Source organism: Allomesorhizobium camelthorni, assembly GCF_011045125.1.
Taxonomy (GTDB): domain Bacteria; phylum Pseudomonadota; class Alphaproteobacteria; order Rhizobiales; family Rhizobiaceae; genus Allomesorhizobium; species Allomesorhizobium camelthorni.
Genome location: NZ_JAAKZF010000002.1, coordinates 97,469 through 122,874, shown reverse-complemented (window position 1 = coordinate 122,874; position 25,406 = coordinate 97,469). Strand labels below are relative to the sequence as shown.

Sequence of the window (25,406 nt, the reverse complement as noted above, 5' to 3'; positions counted from 1 at the left end):
GCATTCAGGCGCACGACATCACCCCTTCTCGTCCGGATCGCGGAATGCCGATCTCCAGACTTCCTTGTGGATGATTTCGGCGACTTTAGCCCCGCCTGCATCGGGCTCCTTTCAAGTGAAGGCGTCGGGCATCGACTCCTTCTTCTTGGCGATGAAGTCCTTCAGCCCGTCGTCGATGCCCTGGTCGAGCGGCGGGGCTTCGTAGGTTTCGAGCCAGCGGCGGGCAAGTTCGTTGGCGCGCTGCGGCGCGGTCTTCTGGCCCTCGGCCAGCCACTGCTCATAGGAATTATTGTCGGCGATCGCCGAGCGGTAGAAGGCGGTCTGGAAATTGGCCTGCGTGTGGTCGCAGCCGAGATAGTGGCTGCCCGGGCCGACCTGGCGGATGGCATCCATCGCCTGGCCGTTTTCGGAGAGATCGACGCCTTCGGCGAACTTTTGGGTCATGCCGAGCTGGTCGACGTCCATCATGAACTTTTCGTAGCAGGAGGCGAGGCCGCCTTCGAGCCAACCGGCCGAATGGAGGACAAAGTTGGTGCCGGCCAGAATGGTCGAGTTCAGCGTATTGGCGCTTTCATAGGCCGCCTGCGCATCCGGGACTTTCGACGCACAGAGCGATCCGCCGGTGCGGAACGGCAGGCCGACACGGCGGGCGAGCTGCGCCGCGCCATAGGACACCAGAGAGGGCTCCGGCGTGCCAAATGTCGGCGCGCCGGACTGCATCGAGATCGAGGAAGCAAAAGTGCCGAACAGCACCGGCGCGCCGGGGCGGATAAGCTGGGTGAGCGAGGCGCCGGCGAGCACTTCGGCAAGAACCTGCGTCAGCGTGCCGGCGACCGTGACCGGGCTCATCGCACCGGCAAGGATGAATGGCGTGACGATGCAGGCCTGGTTGTTGCGGGCATAGACCTTGAGCGCACCCAGCATGGTTTCGTCGAACACCATCGGCGAATTGGCGTTGATCAGGCTGGTCAGCACCGTGTTGTCGCCGACGAACTGCTCGCCGAACAGGATCTTGGCCATCGCCACCGTGTCTTCCGCGCGTTCGGGCGCGGTGACCGAGCCCATGAACGGCTTGTCGGAATATTTGATGTGCGAATAGATCATGTCGAGGTGGCGCTTGTTGACCGGCACGTCGACCGGCTCGCACACCGTGCCGCCTGAATGGTGGATGGACGGCGCCATATAGGCGAGCTTCACGAAATTGCGGAAATCCTCGATCGTAGCGTAGCGGCGATTGCCGTCGAGATCGCGCACGAAGGGCGGCCCGTAGACCGGCGCGAAAACCGTGCCTTTGCCGCCGATCTCGACAGAACGGGCAGGATTGCGAGCATGCTGGGTGTAGCTCGACGGAGCGGTCTTGAGCAACGATCTGCACAGGCCCTTCGGGAAATGCACGCGTTCGCCCCTGACGTCGGCGCCGGCTTGCTTGAACAGCGCAAGCGCCTCGGCGTCGTCGCGGAACTCGATGCCGATCTCCTCGAGAACGGTGTCGGCATTGGCCTCGATGAGCGCCAGGCCTTCCTCGTCAAGCACTTCGTAGACGTTGATCTTGCGCTTTATGTAGGTGAGCTGCGTGCCGGGCCCGCCGCCCGAACGGGCCGCCCGCCTGGCCGCGGCGCCGCCGCTCGCGGCGCGCCCTCGCCGTGAATTGGAGGCTTCCTGCTCGGACAAGCGGTTCTCTTCCATCGAAATCATCCTTAGAAATCAAGCAATCCGCGCCTAATGGCGCCATTGCCCGGATCGTAGCCATGACCCTTTAGCGAAACGGCCCGCCAGCGCCAAGCACTGTCGCAAAATCGACAAGAAATACGTCCTAAACCCCGGTCGCTTTCGTTTTGCAGGAAGTCGCAAATCAGCTATGGATTTGCTGCGCTTGCACGATAGGTATTGGTGCGAATTTCTGGGCCGCCGGAATGATTGCCGGCGGACGCGAGGAGCCTGACATGTCCGACGACGAGATCATCCTTTCCGAACTTTCCGACGATGAGCTCGTGCAGCAGATGCACGACGACCTTTATGACGGCCTGAAGGAAGAGATCGAGGAAGGCACGAACATCCTTCTGGAGCGCGGCTGGGCGCCATACAAGGTGCTGACCGAAGCGCTCGTCGAAGGCATGCGCATCGTCGGCGAGGACTTTCGCGACGGCATCCTGTTCGTTCCCGAAGTGCTGCTTTCGGCCAATGCGATGAAGGCCGGCATGTTCATCCTGCGCCCGCTGCTGGTCGCCACCGGCGCGCCCAAGCAGGGCAAGATGGTGATCGGCACGGTCAAGGGCGACATCCACGACATTGGCAAGAACCTGGTCGGCATGATGATGGAGGGCGCGGGCTTCGACGTCATCGACCTCGGCATCAACAACCCGGTCGAAAAATATCTCGACGCGATCGAGCAGCACCAGCCGGACATCATCGGCATGTCGGCGCTTCTGACCACGACCATGCCCTACATGAAGGTCGTCATCGATACGATGAAGGAAAAGGGCATTCGCGACGACTATGTCGTGCTGGTCGGCGGCGCGCCGCTCAACGAGGAATTCGGCAAGGCCGTGGGCGCCGACGCCTACTGCCGTGACGCGGCCGTGGCGGTGGAGACCGCCAAGGACTTCATGAAGCGCAAGCACAACGTGCGCGCTGCCTGAGAGTAAATGCTGTCCAGGACGGGCCAGCTGAATCAGTTGGCGATGTCTTCGACCGCCTGCTCCGTAGCGGTGGCGGTGTTGGAGACATCCCTCCCGACACCGCGGATCGTGTTGGCGCATGCCGATACTATCAAGGCGCAAGCCAGGATGGCCGCAATTGGTGCAAAGCGCGGCAGTTTCATGGACGGTGGCTCCCTCGTTGACTAGATAAAGCCAACAGGAACGGATTTGGACCGAAGTGGTTCCATGACGACCACGCGCAAAGGCAGACAAAACAAGGACGAAAGGCTGCTGGTCATCGCCTGCGGCATGATCGCGCGCGAGGTGCTGGCCGTGAAGGAGCAGCTCGCCCTCGACCACCTCGAACTGACCTGCCTGCCGGCCGAGTTCCACTATCATCCCGACAAAATTCCGCCTGCCATGGACAAGGCGATTACCGAGGCGAAGGCGGAAGGCTACAGCCGCATATTCGTCGGCTACGCCGATTGCGGCACCGGCGGCATGCTCGATGCGGTCTGCGAAAAGCACGGCGTCGAGCGCATGGAGGGCGCGCATTGCTTCGCCTTCTACCAGGGCAACGCCGCCTTCGAGGCCGCCGGCGACCGCGACATGCTCGCCTTCTACATGACCGATTTCCTCTGCCGGCAGTTCGAGGCGTTCTTCATCAAGCCGCTCGGCCTCGACCGCCATCCCGAACTCGCCGCGGATTATTTCGGCAATTACGAGAAGCTGGTTTATCTGGCGCAGACCGACAATCCCGAACTGGACAAGGTCGCGGAAGAAGCCGCCGAAATGCTCGGGCTCACCTATGAGCGGCGATTCACCGGCTATGGCGACCTGACGCCGTCGCTGGCGAAGGCCTCGCTTGTACAAGCCTGATCACGTAAGCGCCGGAATCCTTGAGAGAGGTCGCGGCAAATTCCGGAGCATCTTCATGAAAATACACGCCTGGCTTCTCGCCGCCCTCCTCGCTCTGCCTGCCGCTCAGGCCTTGGCCGACGGCGAGGTGCAGAAGCTGATCACGCCAGCCGACAAGGGGCGGCTCGATAAATACGAGGCGACGCGCAAGGATGCGCTGGAGGAGGCAAAGGCCGGCACGCCGGCCGATGTGGCCGAACTCGACAATATTCTCGCCGGCACGACGCTTGCTTTTTCGGGTTTCGACATGGTCGGCGACTGGCAATGCCGCACCATCAAGGCCGGCGGGCTCGCCAAGCTGGTCGTCTATGGCTGGTTCAAATGCCGCGTTTCGGACGACGGCTCCGGCTGGATGCTGGAGAAGGTGAGCGGCTCGCAGCGGACAAAAGGCCGCTTTTTCGATGATGGCGAGAAGCGGCTGATCTATCTCGGCTCGTTCCATGTCGCGGGAGCGACGGCCAAGCCCTATGCAAGCGGCCCCGAAAGCGACCAGGTCGGCTACGCCTTCCGCACCGGGCCGCAGGCATGGCGGATCGAGTTTCCGGCGCCGTACTACGAATCCAAGCTCGATATCCTCGAATTCCGCCGCTAAAGTCCCACGGATCCTTTCCGAAAGTGAATTCCACTTTCGAAGGCCATGCATTAGTAAGCGCCTGACTGTGCATTTCGGGTATGCCGACCTCAAATTGGCCTTGCTTACGGAATTGTCATCAAGGTTTAACCCCAGCGCGACAAAAGTGGGGTCGGGTACCGCATGGGGTTGCGGCTTTTCGGGTCGAGACGGGCGTATGAGAGCAGAAATGAAGGGATTTGAGGCGGGCCAGATCGACGGCGCCCCCGTGCGGCGCAGGCCGCGCCGGCTTTCCCAGCTTTTCGCGCAGCTTTCGCGCGACGCCAACGGCCGGGTGACGCTGGGCTCGATCCGCGACGCGCTCGGCGACCGCAGTTTCGCCGCTCTCCTCGTGTTGTTCGCCGCCTTCAACCTTCTGCCGTTACCACCCGGCGCATCAGCCATTCTCGGCCTGCCGCTGCTGATCGTCTCGGCGCAGATGATGTATGGCAGCAAACGCGCATGGCTGCCGCGCTTCGTCGCCGACAAATCGCTGCCGGCCGAGCAGTTCCGCTCGATCATGGAGCGGGTGGTGCCGCGCCTCGTCAGCCTCGAAAGATACATCACACCGCGCTACTGGCCGTTCTGGCGCAAGCGCGGCGACCGCATTATCGGCACCATCGCCTTCCTGCTGGCGGTTATCGTGACCTTGCCCATTCCGCTCGGCAACTGGCTGCCGGCCTTTGCCACCACCCTTCTTGGCCTGGCGCTTTCGGAGCGCGACGGCATTCTGTTCGCGGTCGGCAGCGTCGTCGCCATGGCGTCTATCGCCGTCATCGTCTTTGTCATCGGCGCGGCCGGCGCCGCGACGCAGGCGGTTTGGGGATGGATGATTTAAGCGCGCGGTAAGGCTGCGGTGCGATAGTTCGGATCGTCCCCGGCCACGGGGCTGCCATGAGAACCATCGCCCGCCGCAATGAAACGAGATCCGAAATCCCAATCGATCGCCATCGTGACCGAGGGCGGCCCGCATATATGGGCGATCGTCAATGCGGTTGCCGACAGGCTCGGGCCGGTGACGGTTATCCTCGAAACGCCGGAATCAAAGGCGCAACTTTTGCGGCGGCGAGCCCGTAGGCAGGGCTGGCTGCAGGTCGCGGGGCAGGTCGGCACCATGGTCCTGACCCGGCTCGGCAAGCGCTTCCTTGCCGGCCGCGCGGAAAGGATCATCGCCGAAAACGGGCTGGAGCCCGCGCCGCGCGCCGGCCAGGCGGTCGTCCAGGTGCCATCGGCTAACTCGCCGGCGTTGCTGAAGGCGATCGAGACGGCCGCGCCGGCGGCCGTGCTGCTCGCCGGCTGCCGGATGCTCTCCAGGCAGACGCTGGCGGCGATGCCCTGCCCGGTGCTCAACTACCATGCCGGCATCACCCCGAAATATCGCGGCATGAATGGCGGCTACTGGGCGCTGGCGAGCGGTGATGCGGAGAATTTCGGAGCAACCGTTCATCTGGTCGATGCCGGCGTCGATACCGGCGCAGTGCTTTATCAAGCGCGCGGCAGGCCGAAACCCGGCGACAATCTGATGCTCTACCCGCTGCGTCTCGCAGCCCTCTCCCGCGAAATCTGCGTTTCGGCAATCGAGGACGCGCTCACGGGAAGGCTGCGTCCGGTCGAAACTCCTTTGCCTTCCCGGCAGTGGTATCACCCGCCGGTTTGGAGCTATCTGTGGACGGGATTGACGAAGGGCGTGTGGTAGTGGGTTCCGCCGAACGCCGTTGTATGCTAATGTCATACGGTATATACGAAGGATAAGCCATGTCCAGCCTCGCACCAGTCAGCGTCCGCGTGACCGCCAATGAGCGCGACCTCCTTGAGGCCGCAGCCAAGAACGCGCACACCAATCTCAGCGATTTCATCCGCCGCAAGGCGATCGAGGCAGCCGAACTGGAACTGATGGACAGGCGCGTCATCACCATACCAGCCGAGGACTGGGAGAAGTTTGAGGCTTGGGTAAGGTCTCCGCCCCGAGACCTGCCGAAGCTCAGAAAACAACTGGCCCGGAAGCCTGTATGGGAGGATTGAGCCGGCCGCGCAGCCTGTCATCGACAGATGAACGCGAGGCCTTTGATTGCGGTCGCGACTCCCTCAATGCGTGGTTTTGTCGCCACGCTTGGTCAAATCAGGAAAACGGCGCGTCGCGCACGAGTGTCATCTGCGACTTAGCAACTGGCAGCGTTGCTGGTTACGTCGCGTTGAGCGCAGGCCAGATTGAACGCGCATATCTGCCCAAGCGGGCTCAACGAAACAAACCGGACCCGGTCCCCATCATCCTGCTGGGCCAACTCGCTGTCGATTTGCGATACCAAAGGCGCGGCTGCGCTCATTCGCTTATGATCTTCGTCTTGAGAACGGCACTCCGGGTGTCGGCGGACATCGGCTGCATAGGCATCGTGACCCAACCTCTCGGCGACGATGTGCGCTCATTTTACGACAACTTCGACTTTCAGGACCTCCCATTCGACCCTGTTGGCAGGATGATCCTGCGTCTGGCGGAAGTGAAGCATATCGGGATAGGCGAGCACTGACGGCTGGCATCATTTGCAACACCTCCAGGCGTCGCATTTGAATGCGCGCGCGTCGTCTCATAACAAGCAGCGCAATGGCGCTTGCGGCAATGCTCCACTCACCTAAATCGAGTGAGTTGAATGGCCGACCTGATCATCGTCTACTGGCGCGATATCCCCGCGCAGGTCATCGTCAAGAAGGGCCGCACGAGCGCCAAGCGCGAGCTGCCGCTGCGCTTCACCGAGGCCATCGACATGGCGGCGATGCGGTCTGGCGCGGCCGAAACGGACGCCTATCTGGCCGAGTGGCGCAAGGCCGATCCTGTGCCGGTCGGCGACGACCTCGAAGCGGAAGCGGCAAAGGCGGCTGCCGACCTCGATGCGCAATATGACCGGGAGCGACTGATCGCTCTCGCCAAGGCAGGCGGCAAGGCAGATGTCTGACACCCAGCCGATTTCCACCACGGCCGCCGGGCCGGCCAACGGCGTACAAGTCGTGCCGCCGGCAGCTTCCGGCGGCGTGACCCAGGCCACGGTGGTCAGCCGTACGGCGCCCAAGACCGCCTACAAGCCGGCCGACGTGTCGCCGCAGCGGCGCGTGCAGCGCTCCTATTCGGTGCGGCTGTGGGCGGTGCGCCACAGCAGAGCGCTGGAATGGTTTTACGCCCGCTTCGCCGACATCTTCCTGATGCTGCATCCGCTGTGGAACAGAATCGGCTACGGCCGCGTCGAAGCTCCCGTCACGTTCGTGGAAAAGCGCGTGAAAGGCTTCATGTTCGACTGCCGCATGTGCGGCCAGTGCGTTCTTTCCTCGACCGGCATGTCGTGCCCGATGAACTGCCCCAAGCAGTTGCGCAACGGCCCCTGCGGCGGCGTGCGCGCCAATGGCAATTGCGAAGTCGAGCCGGATATGCCCTGTGTCTGGGTCAAGGCCTGGGAGGGGTCGCGCAACATGGTTCATGGCGACGCGATCCTCAATGTGCAGAAGCCGGTCGATCAGTCGTTGCGCGAAACGTCCGCGTGGCTGCGCGTCACCGCGCAGACCGCGGCAGCGCGCGAAGCGGCGAAGGCGCAGGTGTCGGCATGACGGGCCGCCAGCGCGATGAACACCCGGACGGCATCGATCTGCCGCTCGACCCTCAGCCCGGCCACTCCTCGCGCGGCCGGCTGGAGCGGGTGCTGCGGCGCGGCGAATTCGCCGTCACGACCGAACTCAACCCGCCGGACAGCGCCGATCCCGAGGACGTCTACAACCGCGCCAAGGTTTTCGACGGCTGGGTGGACGCCATCAACGCCGTCGATGCCTCCGGCGCCAACTGCCACATGTCGTCGGTCGGCATCTGCGCGCTGCTGACCCGCATGGGCTACGCGCCTATCATGCAGATCGCCTGCCGCGACAAGAACCGCATCGCCATCCAGGGCGACGTGCTCGGCGGCGCGGCCATGGGCGTCGCCAACATGCTGTGCCTGACTGGCGATGGTGTGCAGGCCGGCGACCAGCCGGGCGCGAAGCCGGTGTTCGACCTCGACTGCATGTCGCTGCTCGAGACCATCCGCATCATGCGCGACAACGGCAAATTCCTTTCCGGGCGCAAGTTGACCACGCCGCCGCAGGTCTTTCTCGGCGCCGCAATCAACCCGTTCGCGCCGCCCTATGATTTCCGCCCCTACCGGCTGGGCAAGAAGATCGCCGCCGGCGCGCAGTTCGTGCAGAGCCAGTACTGCTTCGACGTGCCGATGTTCCGGACCTTCATGCAGAAGGCGCGCGATCTCGGCTATACCGAACAGTGCTTCGTCCTGTGCGGCGTCGGGCCGCTGGCCTCCGCCAAGACCGCAAAATGGATCCGCTCCAACGTGCCGGGCATCCACATCCCCGACGCGATCATCACCCGCCTCGAAGGCGCCCAGGACCAGAAGAAGGAAGGCAAGCAGCTCGCCATCGACATCATCAACGAGGTCAAGGAGATACCGGGCGTCTCGGGTATCCATGTCATGGCCTACCGGCAGGAAGAGTATGTCGCCGAGATCGTGGATGAATCGGGCGTGCTGAAGGGCCGCCAACCATGGAAGCGTGAAATCCGCCGCGACGACCAGATGGTCGCCGACCGTCTTGACCATATCCTGCACGACGAGATCGTCGAGACACAATCGGACTTGGTGAAAACCGCGCATTGAGCGCGGAAAGATCGCCATTGGCTTGAATCGAAATAGATAACGATATAAAGAAGTCTTTATATCTTTTGGAGGATCACATGACCCGTACGATCGTTGCCTCGGCAACCCGAGAAATCATCATCGGCTTCGATCAGCCCTTCTGCGTGATCGGCGAACGCATTAATCCGACGGGCCGCAAGAAGCTTGCCGCAGAAATGATCGCGGGCAATTTCGAGACCGTCGTCAAGGACGCTCTGGAGCAGGCGGCATGCGGCGCGACGATGCTTGACGTCAACGCCGGCGTGACCGCCGTCGACCCGAATGCGACCGAGCCGGCGCTTTTGGTGCAGACGCTGGAGATCGTGCAGAACCTGGTCGACCTGCCGCTCTCGATCGACAGTTCTGTGACCGCAGCAATCGAGGCGGCGCTGAAGGTCGCCAAGGGCCGCCCGCTGGTCAATTCCGTGACCGGCGAGGAGGAGAAGCTCGAGGCGATCTTGCCCCTGATCAAGAAATACAATGTTCCGGTCGTCGCCATTTCCAACGACGAGACCGGAATTTCCATGGATCCTGACGTGCGCTTCGCGGTGGCGAAGAAGATCGTCGAGCGCTGCGCCGATTTCGGCATTCCGGCACATGACGTGGTCGTCGACCCGCTGGTCATGCCGATCGGCGCGCTCGGCGACGCCGGCCGGCAGGTATTCGCGCTGCTGCGGCGGCTTCGGGAGGAACTCAAGGTCAACACGACTTGCGGCCTGTCGAACATCTCGTTCGGCCTGCCGCACCGCCACGGCATCAATGCCGGCTTCATCCCGATGGTGATCGGCGCCGGTATGACCTCCGCCATCATGAACCCCGTTCGCCCGCAGGAAATGGAGGCCGTGCGCGCCGCCAACGTGCTCAACGGCACGGACCGGGACTGCATGACCTGGATCAAGACTTACAAGGACTACAAGCCGGCCGAAGGCGGCCACCCCGTCGCCGCGCCGGTGGCGGTCAACGCGCCCGGCGAAGGCGGAGCCAATGGCGGACGCCGCCGTGGCGGCCGCGAGGCGCGGATGGCGCGGGGGTGATCGGATAGGATTACGCCCTACGTTGCGGAAGAGCGCAGCGTACGAAATCCGGAAAAGCAGCATGCAATGAACCCGCCGCCCAACATAACCGACCCTCTGGTCCTGTTCATGCCGTCGGGCAAGCGCGGGCGGTTTCCGGTCGGCACGCCGATCCTGGATGCCGCGCGCTCGCTCGGCGTTTATGTCGAGAGCGTGTGCGGCGGGCGGGCGACGTGCGGGCGCTGCCAGGTCGAGGTGCAGGAAGGCAATTTCGCCAAGCACAAGATCGTCTCGTCCAACGATCACATCTCGCCGAAAGGCGCCAAGGAAGAGCGCTACGAGCGCGTTCGCGGCCTGGCCGACGGCCGCCGCCTCTCCTGCTCTTCGATGATCCTCGGCGACCTCGTCATCGACGTCCCGCAGGACACGGTCATCAACGCGCAGACCATCCGCAAGGCCGCGACCGATCGCGTCATCGAGCGCAATGCCGCGGTGCAGCTCTGCTATGTCGAGGTCGACGAGCCCGATATGCACAAGCCGCTTGGCGACCTCGATCGCCTGAAGGCGGCGTTGGAGAAAGACTGGGGCTGGAAGGACCTGCTGATCTCGCCGCACTTGATCCCGCGGATCCAGAAAATCCTGCGGACCAGGCTGCCGAACCAGCCGGAGCTGAGCGAAGGCAAATGGGGCGTCACGGCGGTCGTCCATCGCGACATGGATTCGTCGCGCCCCTTCATCATCGACCTGTTCCCGGGGCTGAAGAACGAAGCCTACGGCATTGCCTGCGACATCGGTTCGACGACCATCGCTATGCACCTGGTTTCCCTGCTGTCGGGCCGCATCGCAGCTTCATCCGGCACGTCGAACCCGCAGATCCGCTTCGGCGAGGATCTGATGAGCCGCGTTTCCTACGTGATGATGAACCCGGACGGCCGCGAGGCGATGACGCAGGCGGTGCGCGAGGCGGTCAACGGCCTGATCGGCAAGGTCTGCAAGGAAGGGAATGTCGACCGCCACGACATTTTCGACTGCGTCTTCGTCGCCAACCCGATCATGCACCACCTGTTCCTGGGCATCGATCCGACCGAACTCGGGCAGGCTCCCTTCGCGCTGGCGGTTTCCGGCGCGCTGCAATACTGGGCGCATGAGATCGACATCGACGTCAATCGGGGCGCGCGGCTTTATCTGTTGCCCTGCATCGCCGGCCATGTCGGGGCCGACGCCGCGGGCGTCACGCTGTCGGAAGGCCCTTATCGCCAGGACAGGATGATGCTTCTGGTCGATGTCGGCACCAATGCCGAGATCGTGCTCGGCAACCGGGACCGCGTGGTCGCCGCCTCCTCCCCGACCGGGCCGGCCTTCGAGGGCGCCGAGATCTCGTCCGGTCAGCGCGCCGCGCCCGGCGCGATCGAGCGGGTGCGCATCGATCCCGAAACGCTGGAGCCCAAATACCGCGTCATCGGCTCGGAACTGTGGTCGGACGAACCCGGCTTCGAAGAAGCCGTTCAGGCCACCGGCGTCACCGGCATCTGCGGCTCGGCGATCATCGAAGTGGTCGCAGAAATGTATCTTTCCGGGATCATTTCCGAAGACGGCGTCATCGACGGCGCGATGGCCGGGAAAAGCCCGCGCATAATCCAGAACGGCCGGACCTTTTCCTATCTGCTGCGCGACGGCGAGCCCCGGCTGACGGTGACGCAGAACGACGTGCGCGCGATCCAACTCGCCAAGGCCGCGCTCTATGCCGGCGTCAAGCTTTTGATGGAAAAGCAGGGCGTCGACCATGTCGACACGATCCGCTTTGCCGGCGCCTTCGGCTCCTTCATCGACCCGAAATACGCGATGGTGCTGGGCCTGATCCCCGATTGCGACCTGGCCGAGGTCAAGGCTGTCGGCAACGCTGCCGGCACAGGCGCGCTGATGGCGCTGCTGAACCGCAGCCACCGCCGCGAAATCGAGCAGGCGGTCAACCGGATCGAAAAGATCGAGACCGCGCTGGAGCCGCATTTCCAGCAGATCTTCATCAACGCCATGGCGCTGCCCAACAAGATCGACCCGTTCCCGAAGCTTGCGAGCCAGGTGAAGCTGCCGCCGCGAAAGACGGTCAGCGAGGGCGGCGCGGCCGGCGATGCGACGCCGCGCCGGCGCTCGCGCGAGGATCGCGACGCACGGCGCTCGAGGGGATAGCAGGGCGTCAGCGGCTGAAGAGCCTCGTTCAACTCGTTTGCACGTGAATGTGTCCCGCCGCGCATACGCGCTGCGTCGCCAGCGTGAAACGGCTCACATTCAAATTTTTTCCATTCGGCTACCGAGGGACCTGCTTCGCTCAGCACGCGGAGCAGAGACTGCGGTTTCCCGCGCCCCGGGGGAACCGCGCATCACAAGGTCATCGGAGGCCAATATGTCGATACTCGACGAGATCGCCCGGTTTGGCGAGGCGTTTAAAAAAGCCCGCCGCTACCGTCAGACCATCCGTGAAATGAACGCCCTGCCGCCGGAAATCCAGAAGGACATCGGCTGGCCGGCCCGCCGCGCCGCGCAAGGCGGCAGCCACTTCCAGCCGGGTTACTGGAAATCGCTGCGCTGAGCGTGTGGCATATAGCTTCGGCGCTGCGCTCAGGAAAGCGCGCCGCAACAGCCAGGCGATCCGCGAGATGAACGCGCTGCCGCCGGAACTGCAGAAGGATATCGGCTGGCCGGCGACCCAAGGCTCGCGAAGCGGAGCGCATTTCCGCTCGGCTTACTGGAGATCGCTGCGCTGAGTTTCCCCGGGGCGCACAGACGCCCCAGGGAAAACGGCTTGTCAGAACTTGCCGGTCTCGCGGAATACCTCGAAGGCGGCGCGGATATGGTCGGCGGCGGCTTTCACCGGCGCCGACGCGTCCGGCGAAACGAACATGGCCAGGCTGTAGCTGCCAATCTCGGGCAGGCCGTCTTTCGGTCCCAGTTCCACCATGTCGCAGCCGATGAAGAACTTCGGCAGCGGCGCGATCGCGAGATCGGCCAGGATGGCGGAACGCTGGCCGGTCGTGTGGGCGCTCATATAGGCGACACGGTAGTTGCGCCCTTCCCGTCCCAGCGCCTCGAGCGCGCCGGCCCGCCACGCGCAGCCCTCTTCCCACATGGAAACGGGCAGCGGCTCGCGCATGTGTGCGCAGCCGCCCTTGGCGCCGGCCCAGACGATCGGCTCGGTCAGCAGAATCTCGGCGCCGGACATGGAGTTCTTATAGGAATTGGTGACCAGTGTGATGTCGAGCGCGCGGTCGTCCATGCGCCGGCGCAGATTGACGCTCTGGTCGATGGTGACGTCGACGGCGATCGAGGGATGCGTCTGCGCGAAACGCTTCAGCACATGCGGCAGCACGCGCTCGCCATAATCGTCAGGCGAGCCGAGCCGCACGACGCCGGTAATATCCGGCACGATGAATTTGGAGACGGCCTCGCGATTGACCGCGAGCAGCCGCCGCGCATAGCCGAGGAGCATTTCGCCGTCGGTGGTGAGCGCCACCGAGCGCGCATCGCGCGAAAACATCGAGCGGCCGAGAATGTCCTCCAGCTTCTTGATCTGCATGGAGACGGCCGACGGCGTGCGGAACACGGCATTGGCGGCAGTGGTGAAGCTGCCGGTCTCGGCGATGGCGACGAAGGTGCGCAACACGTCGAGATCGAGCAGTGGCAGGGGGTGATTGAGCGGGGCGTTCATCGCGTCCGGTTCCTTCAAATTTTCTGATCGAAACCATCATTTCATTTCGTTTGATTGAACATCAATTCGGGCGGATAGTCAACAGCGTGAAAAGGGCCGTGGACCCAAGACCAGGGCCGAAACCAAGGAGACCGACATGTCCATCCTCTCAACCATAGGCCGCTTTGCTGCCGAATACAGCGCCGCCCGCGCCCGCTATCTGACCGAACGGCAGGTTCGCTCCCTGCCCACGGAAATCCAGAAGGACATCGGCTGGCCCGACGCCTATGCGACGCCCCGCGCGCCGCGCCTTCAGTCCGGCTCATGGGCCGGAGACAAGTAAATATGTGCGATCCCGACAGGTGCCCGCCGGAATGCTCAAATGCTTCCGGCGGTTTTTCTTGTCTAGACTTCATTTGCAAATGGCGCCTTTTGGCCATGCACCCGCGCACGCACGCATGACGCGTTTGAAGCGGCCGCATAGCTGGTCAACTTCTTACTGAACCTTCGAATATTCGTCTCGGCGATCGCGCCACGAAAGTGCGCAGCACATCGAGGAATCTGACGAAGAACAAGGCCCGAGACGCCTTCGAAACATGGATACGCCATAGCGAATTCCAACTGAAACAAAGCCTTCGTATTGGCCTAGGCGTCAAAGCATCCGGAGCAGGCTCCAGGATCAGCAACCGAAGGAGAATGAAATGTCAATCCTCTCTGCGATCGGCCGTTTCGCCGCCGAATACAGCGTCGCCCGCAAACGCTATCTGTACATACGCGAACTCCGAGCGCTTCCTGCGGAAATCCAGAAGGACATCGGCTGGCCGCACCATTCTGGCTCATAGGCCGGAGACAAGTAAATATGTGTGGCCCCGACAGTGCCCGCCGGATCGCCCCAAATGCATCCGGCGGTTTTTTTCTTGCCCGGACTTGAGCCGCCAAGACGAGCCTCCAGCCATGCGCCGCGTGCATGACGCATCTGAACCAGCCGCATAGCTGGTTAATCTACCATCCAAACTATTGTTTCTGCTGATTTTTCAGGCGGAACGCCTACCTCGATGTCGCAATCGATGTCGCATTTCATATCAAGCGCTTCGCTTTCGCCGCTTATTTTTACTGCAAATGCCAACTATATCAGCATCGTCAAAACGAGTTGCCCCACTCCATCAAGCGAAGGCACCCCGTGTAACCAGAATGCATGGAGAAGTGTCATGAAATTCCTGTCCCGCATGTTCGGCAAGCGCCGCGAAATGAACCTGACGACCGCGCTCGAGCGTCAGCGCCTCGACCGCACGATGCCCGGCCAGTCCGGCGCCTTGGCGGCAGCGCGTCTCGGCTTCATTGCCTGAGCGATCCAACCGATGAATAAACACCGCCGTCTTGACCCCGCAGGTCAGGGCGGCGGCTTTGTTTTGCGCGAAGCATTTTCGCCACTGCAACCACCGCATACATGATCGGCCTCTAATTAGCCGGATTGCGACCACGTGTCGCAAATAAAGTTGCGCTGTGGCCGCCTAGCCGATTGACAGCGCTGGCTTTTCCTGATGACGCTTGTCCGATCGCGACATCCTGTTCGCGCCGTCAGCTTTTGCGTGAGGGTTCCTTGAACGCCGTGAAGCATCCCATCAAGCGCTCGCTTGTATTCTTCCTTGTTCCCGACTTCACCATGATCGCCTTCGCGACGGCGCTCGATCCGTTGCGGTCGGCAAACCGCATGCTCGGCTACGAAGCCTACCGTTGGCGACTCGCGAGTATCGACGGCAAGCCGGTGCGCGCCTCGAACTATGTCGAATGCGCGGTCGACACCTCGCTTGAAGAGGAGCGCAGGAAGATGTCCGGCCCCGACCGCCCGTCCATGGTGGTGGTGTGCAGCGGCATCAATGTCGAGAAATACCAGAACCGGTCGGCCTTCGCCTGGCTGCGCGAGGAATACAATCGCGGCGTGGCGATCGGCGGCCTGTGCACCGGCGCGCATATACTGGCGTCAGCCGGGCTCCTGTCGAACAAGCGCTGCGCCATCCACTGGGAGAACCTGCCCGGCTTTTCGGAAGCCTTCCCCAAGGTCAACGTTTTTGCCGATCTGTTCGAGGTCGACCAGAACATCTACACCTGCGCCGGCGGCACCGCCGCGCTCGACATGATGCTGAAGCTGATCGGCGACGATTTCGACGACAATCTGGTCAACCGCGTCTGCGAACAGGTGCTGACCGACCGTGTCCGCAGCCCGACCGATCGCCAGCGGCTGCCCCTCAGGGCGCGGCTCGGCGTGCAGAACTCAAAAGTGCTGACCATCATCGAATTGATGGAGGCGCACCTGTCGGAACCGCTGTCGCTGATCGAGATCGCCGACCATGTCGACCTGTCGCGCCGCCAGATCGAGCGTCTGTTCCGCACCGAGATGGGCCGCTCGCCGGCGCGCTACTATCTTGAGATCCGCCTCGACCGGGCGCGCCACCTGCTGATCCAGTCTTCCATGCCGGTGGTGGAGGTGGCGGTGGCCTGCGGCTTCGTCTCGGCCTCGCATTTTTCGAAATGCTACCGCGAGCTTTATGCACGCTCGCCGCAGCAGGAGCGGATCGATCGGAAGCAGTTGCTGGCAGCCTAGGTCCAGAATTCCTTCTCCCCGTCTACGGCAGGGCGATCGCATTTGGAACCTGTTTGCAGGCGAGGCACGGTGGCCGCCCGTTCTGCATCGCTTTTGACTTCCGATAAGGCGAGGCATGGATTCCCGACACTCTCCACTCGTGCTTCGCACTCGCTCACGAGGTCGGGAATGACGGACTTCTTTTACCGCTTCGGCCAGTCGTCAGCGTTGGAGATTGGCGGCGACGAATGTGAAATCCGTCATTCCCGACCTCGTGAGCGAGCGAAGCGAAGCGGAGAGTGTCGGGAATCCATGCCTCAACGCAGAGGACACCAGAATCCTTTCAGGTATGGACACCCGGCGAACCGTTCGCCCGCACCTGATCTGCAGCCATATGCGATTACCCTGTCGTAAACGGCGAGGGGAAAATCAGTTCAATGCGCTTCCACGCTGCGCATCGCCTCGACCCGGATTTCCTCGGTCAGCCGCGCCTTCAGCGCCGAAAATTCCGGGCTTGTCTTGATCGTGTAATGGCGCGGATGCGGAAGGTCGACCGCCACGTCGGACTTGATCCTGCCCGGCCGGGCGCTCATCACCAGAACGCGCGACGCCATGAAGATCGCCTCCTCGATATCGTGGGTGACGAAGACCACGGTCTTGCGCTCGCGCTCCCAGATGCCGAGCAGGAGTTCCTGCATCAGTCCGCGCGTCTGGTTGTCGAGCGCGCCGAAGGGCTCGTCGAGGAGAAGAATCTCCGGGTCGTTGGCCAGCGCCCGGGCGATTGCCGTGCGCTGCTGCATGCCGCCCGACAACTGCTTCGGCCAATGGTTCTCGAAGCCTTTCAGCCCGACCTTGTCGATATAGGAGGCGACGATCTCGTCCTGCTCCCTGCGCGGCAGGCCCTTCTCGCGCAATCCGAAGGCGATGTTCTGGGCAACGGTGAGCCACGGGAAAAGAGTATAGGACTGGAACACCATGCCGCGGTCGCGGCCGGGCCGCGTCACCACCCGCCCGTCGAGCTTGACCTGGCCCGTGCTCGGCTGGTCGAGACCGGCGACGATCCGGAGCAAGGTCGATTTCCCGCACCCTGATGGGCCGAGGATGGTGATGAAATCATTGGCGGCGACCCGGAGATCGGCCGGTTCGAGCGCCCGCACCGGCTCGCCTCCGTGCACACCGGGAAAGGTCCGCGAGAGGTTTTCGACGACGAGCTTGCTCATGCCAGCCTCCAGGGAAAAAGCCAGCGGTTGAGCGCCTTGAAGGCGAAATCCGAGATCAGGCCGATGATGCCGATGACGATGATGCCGAAAATAATCTGCCCGGTCGCCAGCAGCGCCTGGCTGTTGATGATCATGTAGCCGATGCCGGAGGAGGCGCCGATCAGCTCCGCGACGATGACATAGGTCCAGGCCCAGCCGAGAACGAGGCGCAGGATCTCGGCGATTTCCGGCGCGTTGGCCGGCATCATGACCCGCCTGACGATGGCTGAATCGGTCGAGCCCAGAGTGTAGGCGGCTTCGACGAGCTCTCGCCGGGTGTTACCGACCGCGACCGCGACCATCAGGATGACCTGGAACAGCGAGCCGATGATGATGACGAGCAGCTTCTGGGTTTCGCCGATGCCCGCCCAGAGGATTAGGAGCGGAATGAAGGCGGATGCCGGCAGATAGCGGGCAAAGGAGACGAAGGGCTCGAAGAACGCTTCGACCGGCTTGTAGGCGCCCATCATGATGCCGAGGGGGACGGCGACGATCGACGCCAGCACGAAGCCGCCGACCACGCGCCAGATCGTCATGCCGATGTCGAACAGGAAACCCTGCTCGGTGAGCAGGTTCCAGCCGTCGGCGAGCATCGTCAGCGGGTCGGCGAGGAAGGTCGGCGAGACATAGCCGCCGAGCGTCGCCACCGACCATCCGGCGATGAAGACGACGAAGAACGAAATGCCGAGCGCGAACCGGGCCGCTTGTCCGACGGGTTGCAGGGGACGGAACATCGATTGCTGGGCTTTCTGGCGTTGCAGGTCGTGAAAACCTGAAGGCCGCGCTACAGGCGCGGCCTTCGGGCAGGAAAACGTGATAGCGGCGTCAGTTTGCTCCGACAACGCTCTTATCGACAATGCCGTCAATATCCGGCACTTCCTTGATGATGCCTATCTCTTTCAGGAGCGCCCCGGCTTCCTTTGAAAACGCTTGCAATTCGCCTGAGAAGAATTCCTTGTTCTCCTCCGGCCCCTGCCAGCGCAGATACTGCGCCGACTTGCCGAACTGCTCGCCCGATTGCTTCACGTCGGCGCCCATGATCTCGTAGGCCTCGTCCTGCTTGGTCGCGATGAATTCCAGCGCCTCGAAATAGCTAGCGGCGAGCGCCTTGGCGGCATCCGGATTGGCCTCCAGAAACGCCGGCGTGCAGCCGACCGTGTCCATGATCATCGGATAGTCGAGCGTGGTGGCGATGATCTTTCCGGCTTCGGGCTTCTCGCGCACGCTCGACAGATAGGGCTCATATGTCATCGCCGCGTCGGTCTGGCCGGCGAGGAAGGCCTGCGCGGCCGGTCCAGGCTCGAGATTGACGACGTTCACGTCCTTGACCGACAAGCCGTTCTTGCTGAGGAACCAGGCGAGCGTGAAATAAGGCGCAGTGCCGGGCGCCGAAGCGGCGACGGATTTGCCCTTCAAATCCGCGATCGAGTTGACATCGTTGCGAACCACCATGCCGTCGGCGCCGTAGGATTTGTCGAGCTGGAAAATCTGCCTGGCGGGCACGCCGTTTGCGTTCCACACGATCCAGGTCTCGACCGTCGTGGCGGCGCACTGTATGTCGCCGGAGGCCATGGCGAGGTGGCGGCTGGCTTGCGGGATCTTCTTCAGCGTCAGGTCGAGCCCGTGCTTCTCGAAGATGCCGGCTTCCTTCGCCAGCGTCAGCGGCGCGAAGCCGGTCCAGCCGCTCAGGCCCAATGTAAGCGCCGTATCGGCCATGGCCGGCAGCGGAATGCCGATCGCAAGCGTCATTGCGGCGCCGAAAATTGCGCTCTTCTTCATGGAGTTCCCCTTCTGATTGGTTCGCTTGCGATTTGTCAGGATGGCCGCGTGGTTGTCAACGCACTCGCGGGACTGATGTCCATCCGGGGGACGCTCACCGGTCCTCCCACATCCACGAGCGGTCGCGCCAGAGCTTTTCGCCGATCATGCAGTCATAGCCAGGCGCGGCCTGCGCCAGTTGCACGGGCGGATGCGCCGCCTCGTCGCGAGTCCGTTCCGAGGAGCCTCCGGCCAGCTCCAGCACCAGCTTGCGACGCACCGCCTCGGGAAATTGCGACCAGTCGTTGACCGGAATCATGAAGGCGCCAGGCCCGCCGATCACGCAATCCTGGTAGTAAAGATCGAGGTTCTCGACATCGTAGGCGCTGGCGAGGCCGCCATTGGTCATCAGCGGCAGGCCATTGATGGTGATGCCCTGCGCGATCAGCGCGTCGCGCGCGCCGGTCACCGGCGAACCCTGATTGTTGGGCCCGTCGCCGGAAATGTCGATGACCCGCTTCATGCCTTGAAAGCCGCTTTCGGCGAAAAGATCGCCGCCGAAATCCAGCGCGCCGGAAATGGAAGTGCGCCGCGCACTGCTGGGCGGATTGGCCGATAGCTGGCGGACAAAGCGCTCGGCGTCGGACCGGGTCGCGATCGCCGTCCAAGGCACCACGACGTGCTGCGTGGTCGAGCCCGCCCATTCGACATAGGTGACGGCGATCCGGCCATACACGCCCGCGGCGATCGCCTCGATAACGCGGTCATGGGTGAGCGCCGCGGCATAGCCGCGACGCTGGATTTCCAACTCGTCGGGCGACATGGAGAGCGAGACGTCGACGGCCAGGACAAGCTCGATATCGACCTGCTCGGCGGCATAGGCCCAAGGCACAAGAAGAAGGCTCAGCGCAACAGCTGCGCTGCCTGGAAGACTCGGCCATTGGAAAACCGGGCGAGACATGCCGGGAGGGTACGCGAAAAACGCGAGACGAAAAAGCCGCCCGCCGGAATTTGCCAGCGCGGGCTTTCACTATTTTGCGAGCGTGGGTCGTGTGTCCTTCGAGGGCTCGATGATCAGGTCCGCGGCTTCAAGTTCTCCGGATCGTAGAGCGGCTTGTAGCCTATTGCAGCCACCTCGACTGGGTAGGTCTCGCCAAAGTATTCGACCGTCAGCTTGCGGCCTTGCTGACAGTAGGCCCATGGCAGGTAGGCAAGCGCGATGTTCTTGCCGATGGTCGGGCCATAGGCGACCGAAGTCGTGAAGGAGCGGCGGCCGAGTTCGTCGATCAGCGTTTCGCCCGTTTCGGGGTCCATCACCGGCATCGTGCCGACCGGATAGCGGGCGATACCCTTCGAATCGACGTTTTCCGTCATGACGAGCGTGCAGAGCATGGCCGGCTGATGTTCGCGGGCGCGATACTCCAGATGCTTCGCCTTGCCGCGGAAATCGGCCTCCTTGACCTTGGGGCGGGCGAGATCGGCCTCCAGCAGATTGTACTCGGTGAGGAGGTCCGCATTCTGCAGGCGCAGACTCTTTTCCATGCGGCGGGAGTTGGCGTAGGTCTCGACGCCGAACGCCATCACGCCGGTCGAGCGCAGCGCGTCCCAGACGGCAAGGCCGTCCTCGTAGCGCATATGCAGCTCCCAGCCCTGCTCGCCGACATAGGAGATGCGGAAGGCGGTGACGTCCTTGCCGGCGATCCTGACAGGCTTTATCGCGGCGAAGGCAAAGTTCTCCGGTGAGAGCCCTGCCGGGTCCTCCACGACCTTTTGCAGCGTCGCGCGCGCGTTCGGCCCCCAGATGCCGATGGTGACGTATTTTTCGGTCACGTCCGTGACTGTGACGTCAAAGCCTTTGTCTTCGGCTACGCGGCGAATGTAGTGGAAGTCGCGCGGTCCGGCATCCGCCCCGTCGATCACTCGGCAGCGGTCGGCCATGCGGATCACCGTCAGGTCGGCGCGCACCATGCCCTCATCGTCGAGGAAGTGGGTGTAGATGCCTTTGCCGATATTGGCATCGCCGCCGATTTTTGCCGCGCACAGCCACTCCATCAGCGCGACGTGATCCGGACCTTCCACGTCGATCATGGCGAAATGCGACAGGTTGACGATGCCGCAATCCTCGCTCATGGCGAGATGCTCGGCATTCGACACCCGCCAGAAATGGCGGTCATCCCACTCGTTTTCGCGCACCGGCACCCGGTTGCCGTATTTTTCCAAAAGATGCTCATTGGCGGCGTAGCCGTGCGCGCGCTCCCAGCCGCCGAGTTCCATGAAATAGCCGCCGAGCTCCTTCTCGCGCTCATAGAAGGGCGAGCGGCGCAAATTGCGGCCGGTAACATAGGGTTCGCGCGGATGCACCGCCGGATTGTAGACCTTCTGCGCAGCCTCGCCGCAGCGGCCCTCAATGAATTTTTCGTCCATCTGGTGCGGATAAAAGCGCGAAAAATCTATCCTGGCATGGTCGATCGGGGTTCGCCCGTCGGTCATCCAGTCGGCGACGAGCTTGCCAAAGGCAGGACCGTCCTTGACCCAGATCGCGACGGCGTACCAAAGCCCCCTCACCTTCTGGCTTTCGCCAACGGAGGGGCCGCCATCCGTCGTCACCTGCAGCAGCCCGTTGAAGGAGTGGCTCTCATTATAGCCCAGTTCGGCCAGGATCGGCGTCAGTTCCATGGCGCGTTCCAGCGGCTCGATGATCTGCTCCATATCGAGGTCGCGCTGCGAGGGCGAAAGGCGAGCCTCATCCTTCTCCAGGATGTCGCGCGGATGGCAAAGGCGCGGATTGGTCTCCTCGTAATAGCCCCACTCGATCTGCCCGCCTTCGGCGGTCCTGGGATCGCCGGTGTCGCGCATATAGGCCGAGTTGCCCTGGTCGCGCAGCAGCGGCCAGCCGATCTCCTTGCCGGTGCCGGCGAATTCATTGTACGGGCCGAAGAAGGTGAGCGGATGATCGACCGGCATCACCGGCAGGTCCTCGCCCGCCATCTCCGCGATCAGCCGTCCCCAGATTCCGGCGCAGACCACCACATAATCGGCATGAATGGTGCCGCGGTCGGTCACCACGCCCTTGATGCGGCCGTTCTCGATGACGAGCGACCTGGCCGGCGTATTCGCGAATGCCTTGAGCTTGCCTGAGGCTTCCGCCTCGTCGACCAGCTTGCCGGCAACCGTCTGCGAGCGCGGGATGACGAGGCCGGCATCGGGGTCCCACATGCCGCCCTGCACCATCTGCTCTTCGATCAGCGGGAACTTTTCCTTGATCTCGGCGGGTTCGATGAGGCGGGCACGTGTGCCGAAGGCCTTTCCCGAGGCGACCTTGCGCTTGATCTCCTCCATGCGGGCGTCGTCGCCGACGCGGGCGACCTCGAGGCCGCCGATGCGCGCGTAGTGGCCCATCTTCTCGTAGAAATCGATGGAATAGAGCGTCGTCCAGCAGGACAGGAAGTCATGGCTGGTGGTGTAGCAGAAATCGGAGGCGTGCGCCGTCGAACCGATATCGGTCGGGATGCCGGACTTGTCGATGCCGACGATGTCGTCCCATCCGCGCTCGATCAGGTGATGGGCGACCGATGCGCCGACAATGCCGCCCAGCCCGATGATGACGACCTTCGCCTTTGACGGAAACTCTGCCATTTGCCCGCGACTCCGAAGTGTTATTGCGGCGGGACTATAGGGCAGCGCCACGGCGCAATTGAAGCCTGTTTGCGACACGCAGAAAACGGGCCGCGACCATGCGCCCGAGAGTTGCCCAGCCGGTTAAATCTTAACGGAACCTCAACGGCTCCGGTTAACTCTTTTACCGGGCATTCGGTGATAGGAGAGCCCGGGCGGGAGGCGAAGACATGAGCATGGCGGCGCAGCAGGGAAAGACTGCCGGACGAGCGGCGTGGAGCGCATCGCCGCTGTTCGTAATGGGGTTGGTGCTTGCGCTCGTGCCGGTTATGCTTCTGTTTCCGCTGCGCGTGCCGATAGGCCCGATGTATTGGGACGTCTTCATCTACTACGACGCCGCCAACAGGATCTTCGACGGCCAGGTTCCGGTCAACGACTTCTTCGTGCCGGTCGGGCCGCTCGGCTACTATCTCTTCGCGGGCTGGCTCGCTTTGTTCCCGAACGGCGCGCCGACGCTGCTGGCGCACTGGTCACTGCTGGCTGTAACCGCGCCGCTGATGGCGCTCGTCGTCCGGCATGTCGACGCCCGATCCCGCACAACCGCCTACGCTTTGCTGATCCCCTTCCTGATCTTCGCGCTGCTGCCTTTCAACAGCCGTGAATTCTATCCGTTTCCGGGTTCGGACGGCTTCGGCATCTACAACCGCCAGATCTGCCAGATGCTCTACGTGCTGGTGGCGGCGCTGATGTTCGTGCGCAACCCTCGTCTTCTGGCGCTGATCGTCGCCACGGCGATGACCGCGCTGTTTTTCCTGAAGATCACTGGCGTCGTGTCGGGCGCGATCATCTGCCTGTTCGCCTTCATGGCGGGCCGCGTTCCGCTTCGTTATGCACTGGCGGCCGCCGGCGCGTTTCTCGCGGTGCTGACACTGCTGGAACTCACCTCCGGACTGGTCAGCCACTATGTCCAGGACATACTGGCGCTGGTCGCGATCAATAGCGGCAGCCTGGCGCCGCGCTTCCTCCAGGCCATTTCGCACACATTCGGTGTCCTCCTGCCGGCGGGAGCGCTGATCCTGCTTCTGATCTGGTCTGGCCGCGACAAGTTGGCGGCGCGGTTTTCGGCGATCCGCGCCGAGCGGAGTGCTGCCTCGATCGCAAAATTCCTCGACAACGACGCCTTCTGGCTGGCCGTTGTGCTTTTCGCCGGCATCACCTTCGAGACGCAGAATACCGGCAGCCAGGCGATGATCTTCGTCTGGCCGGTCATCCTCTCGATCGTGATGCGGTCGGGCTCGCTGATGGCCAAGCCAAAACTGCTCATCGCGACCTTCGTCCTTGCCGCGGCAGTGGCGCTGCCGCCGGCCATCAACACGATCGAGCGCGCGGCGCGCGCCTATGCCGGGTCGGTCAAGAATTTCCCGCTGGAGCACGCCAATCTGAAGTCGCTGGGCGCGGTTACGATGCGCGGCGATGTGCTCGATCGATCAAACAATATGATCGAATTCTATCCGGTTCATCGAGCGGTCTATGAAGAGATCGTGCGGATGGGCGAACTGCCGAGCTTCGTCCTCTATTCCGATTTCGACTTCCAGATCACGCACCTGAAGGCGATCGACCGCGCTATAGACAGCATCAAGGCGCTGGAAGCGGAGAACGGCGTGCGCTTCGAGACGATCATGGCGCTGAATTTCGTCAATCCCTTCCCGTGGCTGATGGACAGGAGCGCGCCGGAGCACATCGCCATCGGCGCCGACCCCATGCGCGCAGTGCCGCCGCCCGGACCACTGGTTGCCGACTCCATTCGCGAAACCGATCTGATCCTGCACCCGAAATGCCCGCCGACGACGGCGAACGCCGTGCTTCTGGAGCTCTATGCGCCGATGATGGCCGGCCATCGCAAGATCGCGCTCGACGCCTGCTTCGACGCCTATGTGCATCCGAAGTTTGCGGGAAAGCTGGATTAGGCTTCTTATTTCAGGTCAGTGCGGGAGAAATCGTTGCCCTTGTAGAGCAGCGGAACGCCGCGGCTCTTGGCGCAGGCGTAGGAGAGGCAGTCGGCGAGGTTGAGTTGCGCGGGATGGCCGCGCCCCTTGCCGAAACGGGTGAAAGCTTCGACGGCCAGATAGACGTAACCGGGTTCGATGGCAGTGACTACAACACTCGCCTCCCCTAGAAACGCCTCGAGGCGGGCCAATGCCTCACGCGGCTCTACACGCAGTTTCGACGTCAATCTCATGACGGCTTCCAGCACAACCAGCGCAGAGGTCGTGCAGCCCGGCGAATCGTAGATTTTAGCCGCTAAATCGAGTCCATCTTCTTCATCTGCCAAAACGGCAATAAAGGCGGACGTATCGACGAACACTATTCGTGACCCCACATCTCATCGATCTCGTCCTTCGTAAGATCCCTCCCTCCCGGTTTGGACCTGGCTTTTAGGTCGGCCTGGATTTCCCTGACCCGCGCCAGAAACTGTTCGCGATCCTTTGCCGGCCTTTGCTGGGCCTTCGACTTGCCGAGTTCAGCTTCGAGCGCCTCGATCACGGCCTCGTTCACGGATATGTTGCGCCTTTCAGCGAGTTCGCGCGCAAGCGCTTCGGCGCGGGGATCGTCTACAATCAGGTCCATTGTCTA

29 protein-coding genes are annotated in these 25,406 nt (G+C 62.8%); 19 read left to right on the top strand and 10 right to left on the bottom strand.

Annotated elements, in window-relative coordinates; genetic code table 11:
* Positions 1–111: 111 nt before the first annotated feature.
* Positions 112–1,686 (bottom strand): trimethylamine methyltransferase family protein, encoded by a 1,575-nt coding sequence (locus tag G6N73_RS03025; protein ID WP_165023184.1) that lies wholly within the window; start codon positions 1,684–1,686, stop codon positions 112–114.
* 257 nt (positions 1,687–1,943) lie between these two features.
* Here G6N73_RS03025 and G6N73_RS03020 point away from each other — a divergent pair, with 257 nt between their 5' ends.
* Complete coding sequence (locus tag G6N73_RS03020) at positions 1,944–2,639, top strand: corrinoid protein (protein ID WP_165023181.1); 696 nt, start codon at positions 1,944–1,946, stop codon at positions 2,637–2,639.
* A gap of 32 nt (positions 2,640–2,671) precedes the next feature.
* Here G6N73_RS03020 and G6N73_RS03015 read toward each other — a convergent pair whose 3' ends face one another.
* Positions 2,672–2,821, bottom strand: coding sequence for an entericidin domain-containing protein (locus G6N73_RS03015; RefSeq protein WP_165023177.1), 150 nt, complete (start codon positions 2,819–2,821; stop codon positions 2,672–2,674).
* A gap of 64 nt (positions 2,822–2,885) precedes the next feature.
* Here G6N73_RS03015 and G6N73_RS03010 point away from each other — a divergent pair, with 64 nt between their 5' ends.
* The 13 genes from G6N73_RS03010 (at position 2,886) to G6N73_RS02950 (ending at position 12,639) form a co-directional block, all read left to right on the top strand.
* The gene (locus tag G6N73_RS03010; RefSeq protein ID WP_165023175.1) at positions 2,886–3,518 is read left to right on the top strand and encodes a DUF1638 domain-containing protein; all 633 of its coding nucleotides are present in this window, start codon (positions 2,886–2,888) and stop codon (positions 3,516–3,518) included.
* A 55-nt stretch (positions 3,519–3,573) separates the two neighbouring features.
* Complete coding sequence (locus tag G6N73_RS03005) at positions 3,574–4,149, top strand: DUF4893 domain-containing protein (RefSeq protein ID WP_165023172.1); 576 nt, start codon at positions 3,574–3,576, stop codon at positions 4,147–4,149.
* Positions 4,150–4,357: 208 nt separating this feature from the next.
* On the top strand, positions 4,358–5,005 hold the full coding sequence (locus tag G6N73_RS03000; protein WP_165023169.1) for an exopolysaccharide biosynthesis protein: 648 nt from the start codon (positions 4,358–4,360) through the stop codon (positions 5,003–5,005).
* Positions 5,006–5,083: 78 nt separating this feature from the next.
* On the top strand, positions 5,084–5,863 hold the full coding sequence (locus G6N73_RS02995) for a formyl transferase (RefSeq protein ID WP_165023166.1): 780 nt from the start codon (positions 5,084–5,086) through the stop codon (positions 5,861–5,863).
* A gap of 59 nt (positions 5,864–5,922) precedes the next feature.
* Complete coding sequence (locus G6N73_RS02990; RefSeq protein WP_165023163.1) at positions 5,923–6,189, top strand: type II toxin-antitoxin system TacA family antitoxin; 267 nt, start codon at positions 5,923–5,925, stop codon at positions 6,187–6,189.
* The gene (locus tag G6N73_RS02985; protein ID WP_165023160.1) at positions 6,177–6,692 is read left to right on the top strand and encodes a GNAT family N-acetyltransferase; all 516 of its coding nucleotides are present in this window, start codon (positions 6,177–6,179) and stop codon (positions 6,690–6,692) included. The genes G6N73_RS02990 and G6N73_RS02985 overlap by 13 nt, the downstream gene beginning before the upstream one ends.
* A 120-nt stretch (positions 6,693–6,812) precedes the next feature.
* Positions 6,813–7,115, top strand: a complete 303-nt coding sequence (locus G6N73_RS02980; protein ID WP_165023157.1) for a virulence factor — start codon at positions 6,813–6,815, stop codon at positions 7,113–7,115.
* On the top strand, positions 7,108–7,758 hold the full coding sequence (locus G6N73_RS02975; protein ID WP_206078628.1) for a methylenetetrahydrofolate reductase C-terminal domain-containing protein: 651 nt from the start codon (positions 7,108–7,110) through the stop codon (positions 7,756–7,758). Before G6N73_RS02980 ends, G6N73_RS02975 begins: the two co-directional genes overlap by 8 nt.
* Positions 7,755–8,846, top strand: a complete 1,092-nt coding sequence (locus tag G6N73_RS02970) for a methylenetetrahydrofolate reductase (protein ID WP_165023154.1) — start codon at positions 7,755–7,757, stop codon at positions 8,844–8,846. The genes G6N73_RS02975 and G6N73_RS02970 overlap by 4 nt, the downstream gene beginning before the upstream one ends.
* 77 nt (positions 8,847–8,923) lie before the next feature.
* Positions 8,924–9,898 (top strand): methyltetrahydrofolate cobalamin methyltransferase, encoded by a 975-nt coding sequence (locus G6N73_RS02965; protein ID WP_165023151.1) that lies wholly within the window; start codon positions 8,924–8,926, stop codon positions 9,896–9,898.
* A 66-nt stretch (positions 9,899–9,964) separates the two neighbouring features.
* Complete coding sequence (locus G6N73_RS02960) at positions 9,965–12,064, top strand: ASKHA domain-containing protein (RefSeq protein WP_165023148.1); 2,100 nt, start codon at positions 9,965–9,967, stop codon at positions 12,062–12,064.
* A gap of 214 nt (positions 12,065–12,278) precedes the next feature.
* Positions 12,279–12,464 carry a DUF1127 domain-containing protein gene (locus tag G6N73_RS02955; RefSeq protein WP_165023145.1) on the top strand — a complete coding sequence of 62 codons (186 nt, stop codon included), beginning with the start codon at positions 12,279–12,281 and terminating at the stop codon, positions 12,462–12,464.
* A 4-nt stretch (positions 12,465–12,468) separates the two neighbouring features.
* The gene (locus G6N73_RS02950) at positions 12,469–12,639 is read left to right on the top strand and encodes a hypothetical protein (protein WP_165023143.1); all 171 of its coding nucleotides are present in this window, start codon (positions 12,469–12,471) and stop codon (positions 12,637–12,639) included.
* Between the two features lie 41 nt (positions 12,640–12,680).
* Here the strand turns inward: G6N73_RS02950 and G6N73_RS02945 are convergent, their stop codons facing one another.
* On the bottom strand, positions 12,681–13,580 hold the full coding sequence (locus tag G6N73_RS02945; RefSeq protein ID WP_165023142.1) for a LysR substrate-binding domain-containing protein: 900 nt from the start codon (positions 13,578–13,580) through the stop codon (positions 12,681–12,683).
* A 136-nt stretch (positions 13,581–13,716) separates the two neighbouring features.
* Between G6N73_RS02945 and G6N73_RS02940 the strand changes: the two genes are divergently transcribed.
* The 4 genes from G6N73_RS02940 (at position 13,717) to G6N73_RS02925 (ending at position 16,161) form a co-directional block, all read left to right on the top strand.
* Positions 13,717–13,902 carry a hypothetical protein gene (locus tag G6N73_RS02940; RefSeq protein ID WP_165023140.1) on the top strand — a complete coding sequence of 62 codons (186 nt, stop codon included), beginning with the start codon at positions 13,717–13,719 and terminating at the stop codon, positions 13,900–13,902.
* A gap of 358 nt (positions 13,903–14,260) precedes the next feature.
* Positions 14,261–14,401: a hypothetical protein gene (locus G6N73_RS02935; protein WP_165023139.1), complete on the top strand. Its 141-nt coding sequence runs from the start codon at positions 14,261–14,263 to the stop codon at positions 14,399–14,401.
* Positions 14,402–14,767: 366 nt separating this feature from the next.
* Positions 14,768–14,905, top strand: coding sequence for a hypothetical protein (locus G6N73_RS02930; protein ID WP_165023138.1), 138 nt, complete (start codon positions 14,768–14,770; stop codon positions 14,903–14,905).
* A gap of 317 nt (positions 14,906–15,222) precedes the next feature.
* Positions 15,223–16,161, top strand: coding sequence for a GlxA family transcriptional regulator (locus tag G6N73_RS02925; RefSeq protein ID WP_425484041.1), 939 nt, complete (start codon positions 15,223–15,225; stop codon positions 16,159–16,161).
* A 413-nt stretch (positions 16,162–16,574) separates the two neighbouring features.
* Here G6N73_RS02925 and G6N73_RS02920 read toward each other — a convergent pair whose 3' ends face one another.
* The 5 genes from G6N73_RS02920 to G6N73_RS02900 all read right to left on the bottom strand — a co-directional run bounded on the left by G6N73_RS02920 (position 16,575) and on the right by G6N73_RS02900 (position 22,793).
* On the bottom strand, positions 16,575–17,360 hold the full coding sequence (locus G6N73_RS02920) for an ABC transporter ATP-binding protein (protein ID WP_165023134.1): 786 nt from the start codon (positions 17,358–17,360) through the stop codon (positions 16,575–16,577).
* Positions 17,357–18,133: an ABC transporter permease gene (locus G6N73_RS02915; RefSeq protein WP_165023132.1), complete on the bottom strand. Its 777-nt coding sequence runs from the start codon at positions 18,131–18,133 to the stop codon at positions 17,357–17,359. The genes G6N73_RS02920 and G6N73_RS02915 overlap by 4 nt, the downstream gene beginning before the upstream one ends.
* A 91-nt stretch (positions 18,134–18,224) precedes the next feature.
* Complete coding sequence (locus G6N73_RS02910; protein ID WP_165023130.1) at positions 18,225–19,178, bottom strand: ABC transporter substrate-binding protein; 954 nt, start codon at positions 19,176–19,178, stop codon at positions 18,225–18,227.
* Between the two features lie 94 nt (positions 19,179–19,272).
* Entirely contained in the window at positions 19,273–20,118 is an 846-nt protein-coding gene (locus G6N73_RS02905; protein WP_165023127.1) for a DUF1194 domain-containing protein, read from the bottom strand.
* A 113-nt stretch (positions 20,119–20,231) separates the two neighbouring features.
* A complete protein-coding gene (locus G6N73_RS02900) occupies positions 20,232–22,793 on the bottom strand; it encodes a GcvT family protein (protein ID WP_165023124.1) in 2,562 nt (853 codons plus the stop codon).
* 209 nt (positions 22,794–23,002) lie between these two features.
* Here G6N73_RS02900 and G6N73_RS02895 point away from each other — a divergent pair, with 209 nt between their 5' ends.
* Positions 23,003–24,739 carry a hypothetical protein gene (locus G6N73_RS02895; protein WP_165023121.1) on the top strand — a complete coding sequence of 579 codons (1,737 nt, stop codon included), beginning with the start codon at positions 23,003–23,005 and terminating at the stop codon, positions 24,737–24,739.
* Between the two features lie 5 nt (positions 24,740–24,744).
* Here the strand turns inward: G6N73_RS02895 and G6N73_RS02890 are convergent, their stop codons facing one another.
* Positions 24,745–25,137, bottom strand: a complete 393-nt coding sequence (locus tag G6N73_RS02890; protein ID WP_165023118.1) for a PIN domain-containing protein — start codon at positions 25,135–25,137, stop codon at positions 24,745–24,747.
* The gene (locus G6N73_RS02885) at positions 25,137–25,400 is read right to left on the bottom strand and encodes a type II toxin-antitoxin system VapB family antitoxin (RefSeq protein WP_165023115.1); all 264 of its coding nucleotides are present in this window, start codon (positions 25,398–25,400) and stop codon (positions 25,137–25,139) included. The genes G6N73_RS02890 and G6N73_RS02885 overlap by 1 nt, the downstream gene beginning before the upstream one ends.
* Positions 25,401–25,406: the final 6 nt, after the last annotated feature.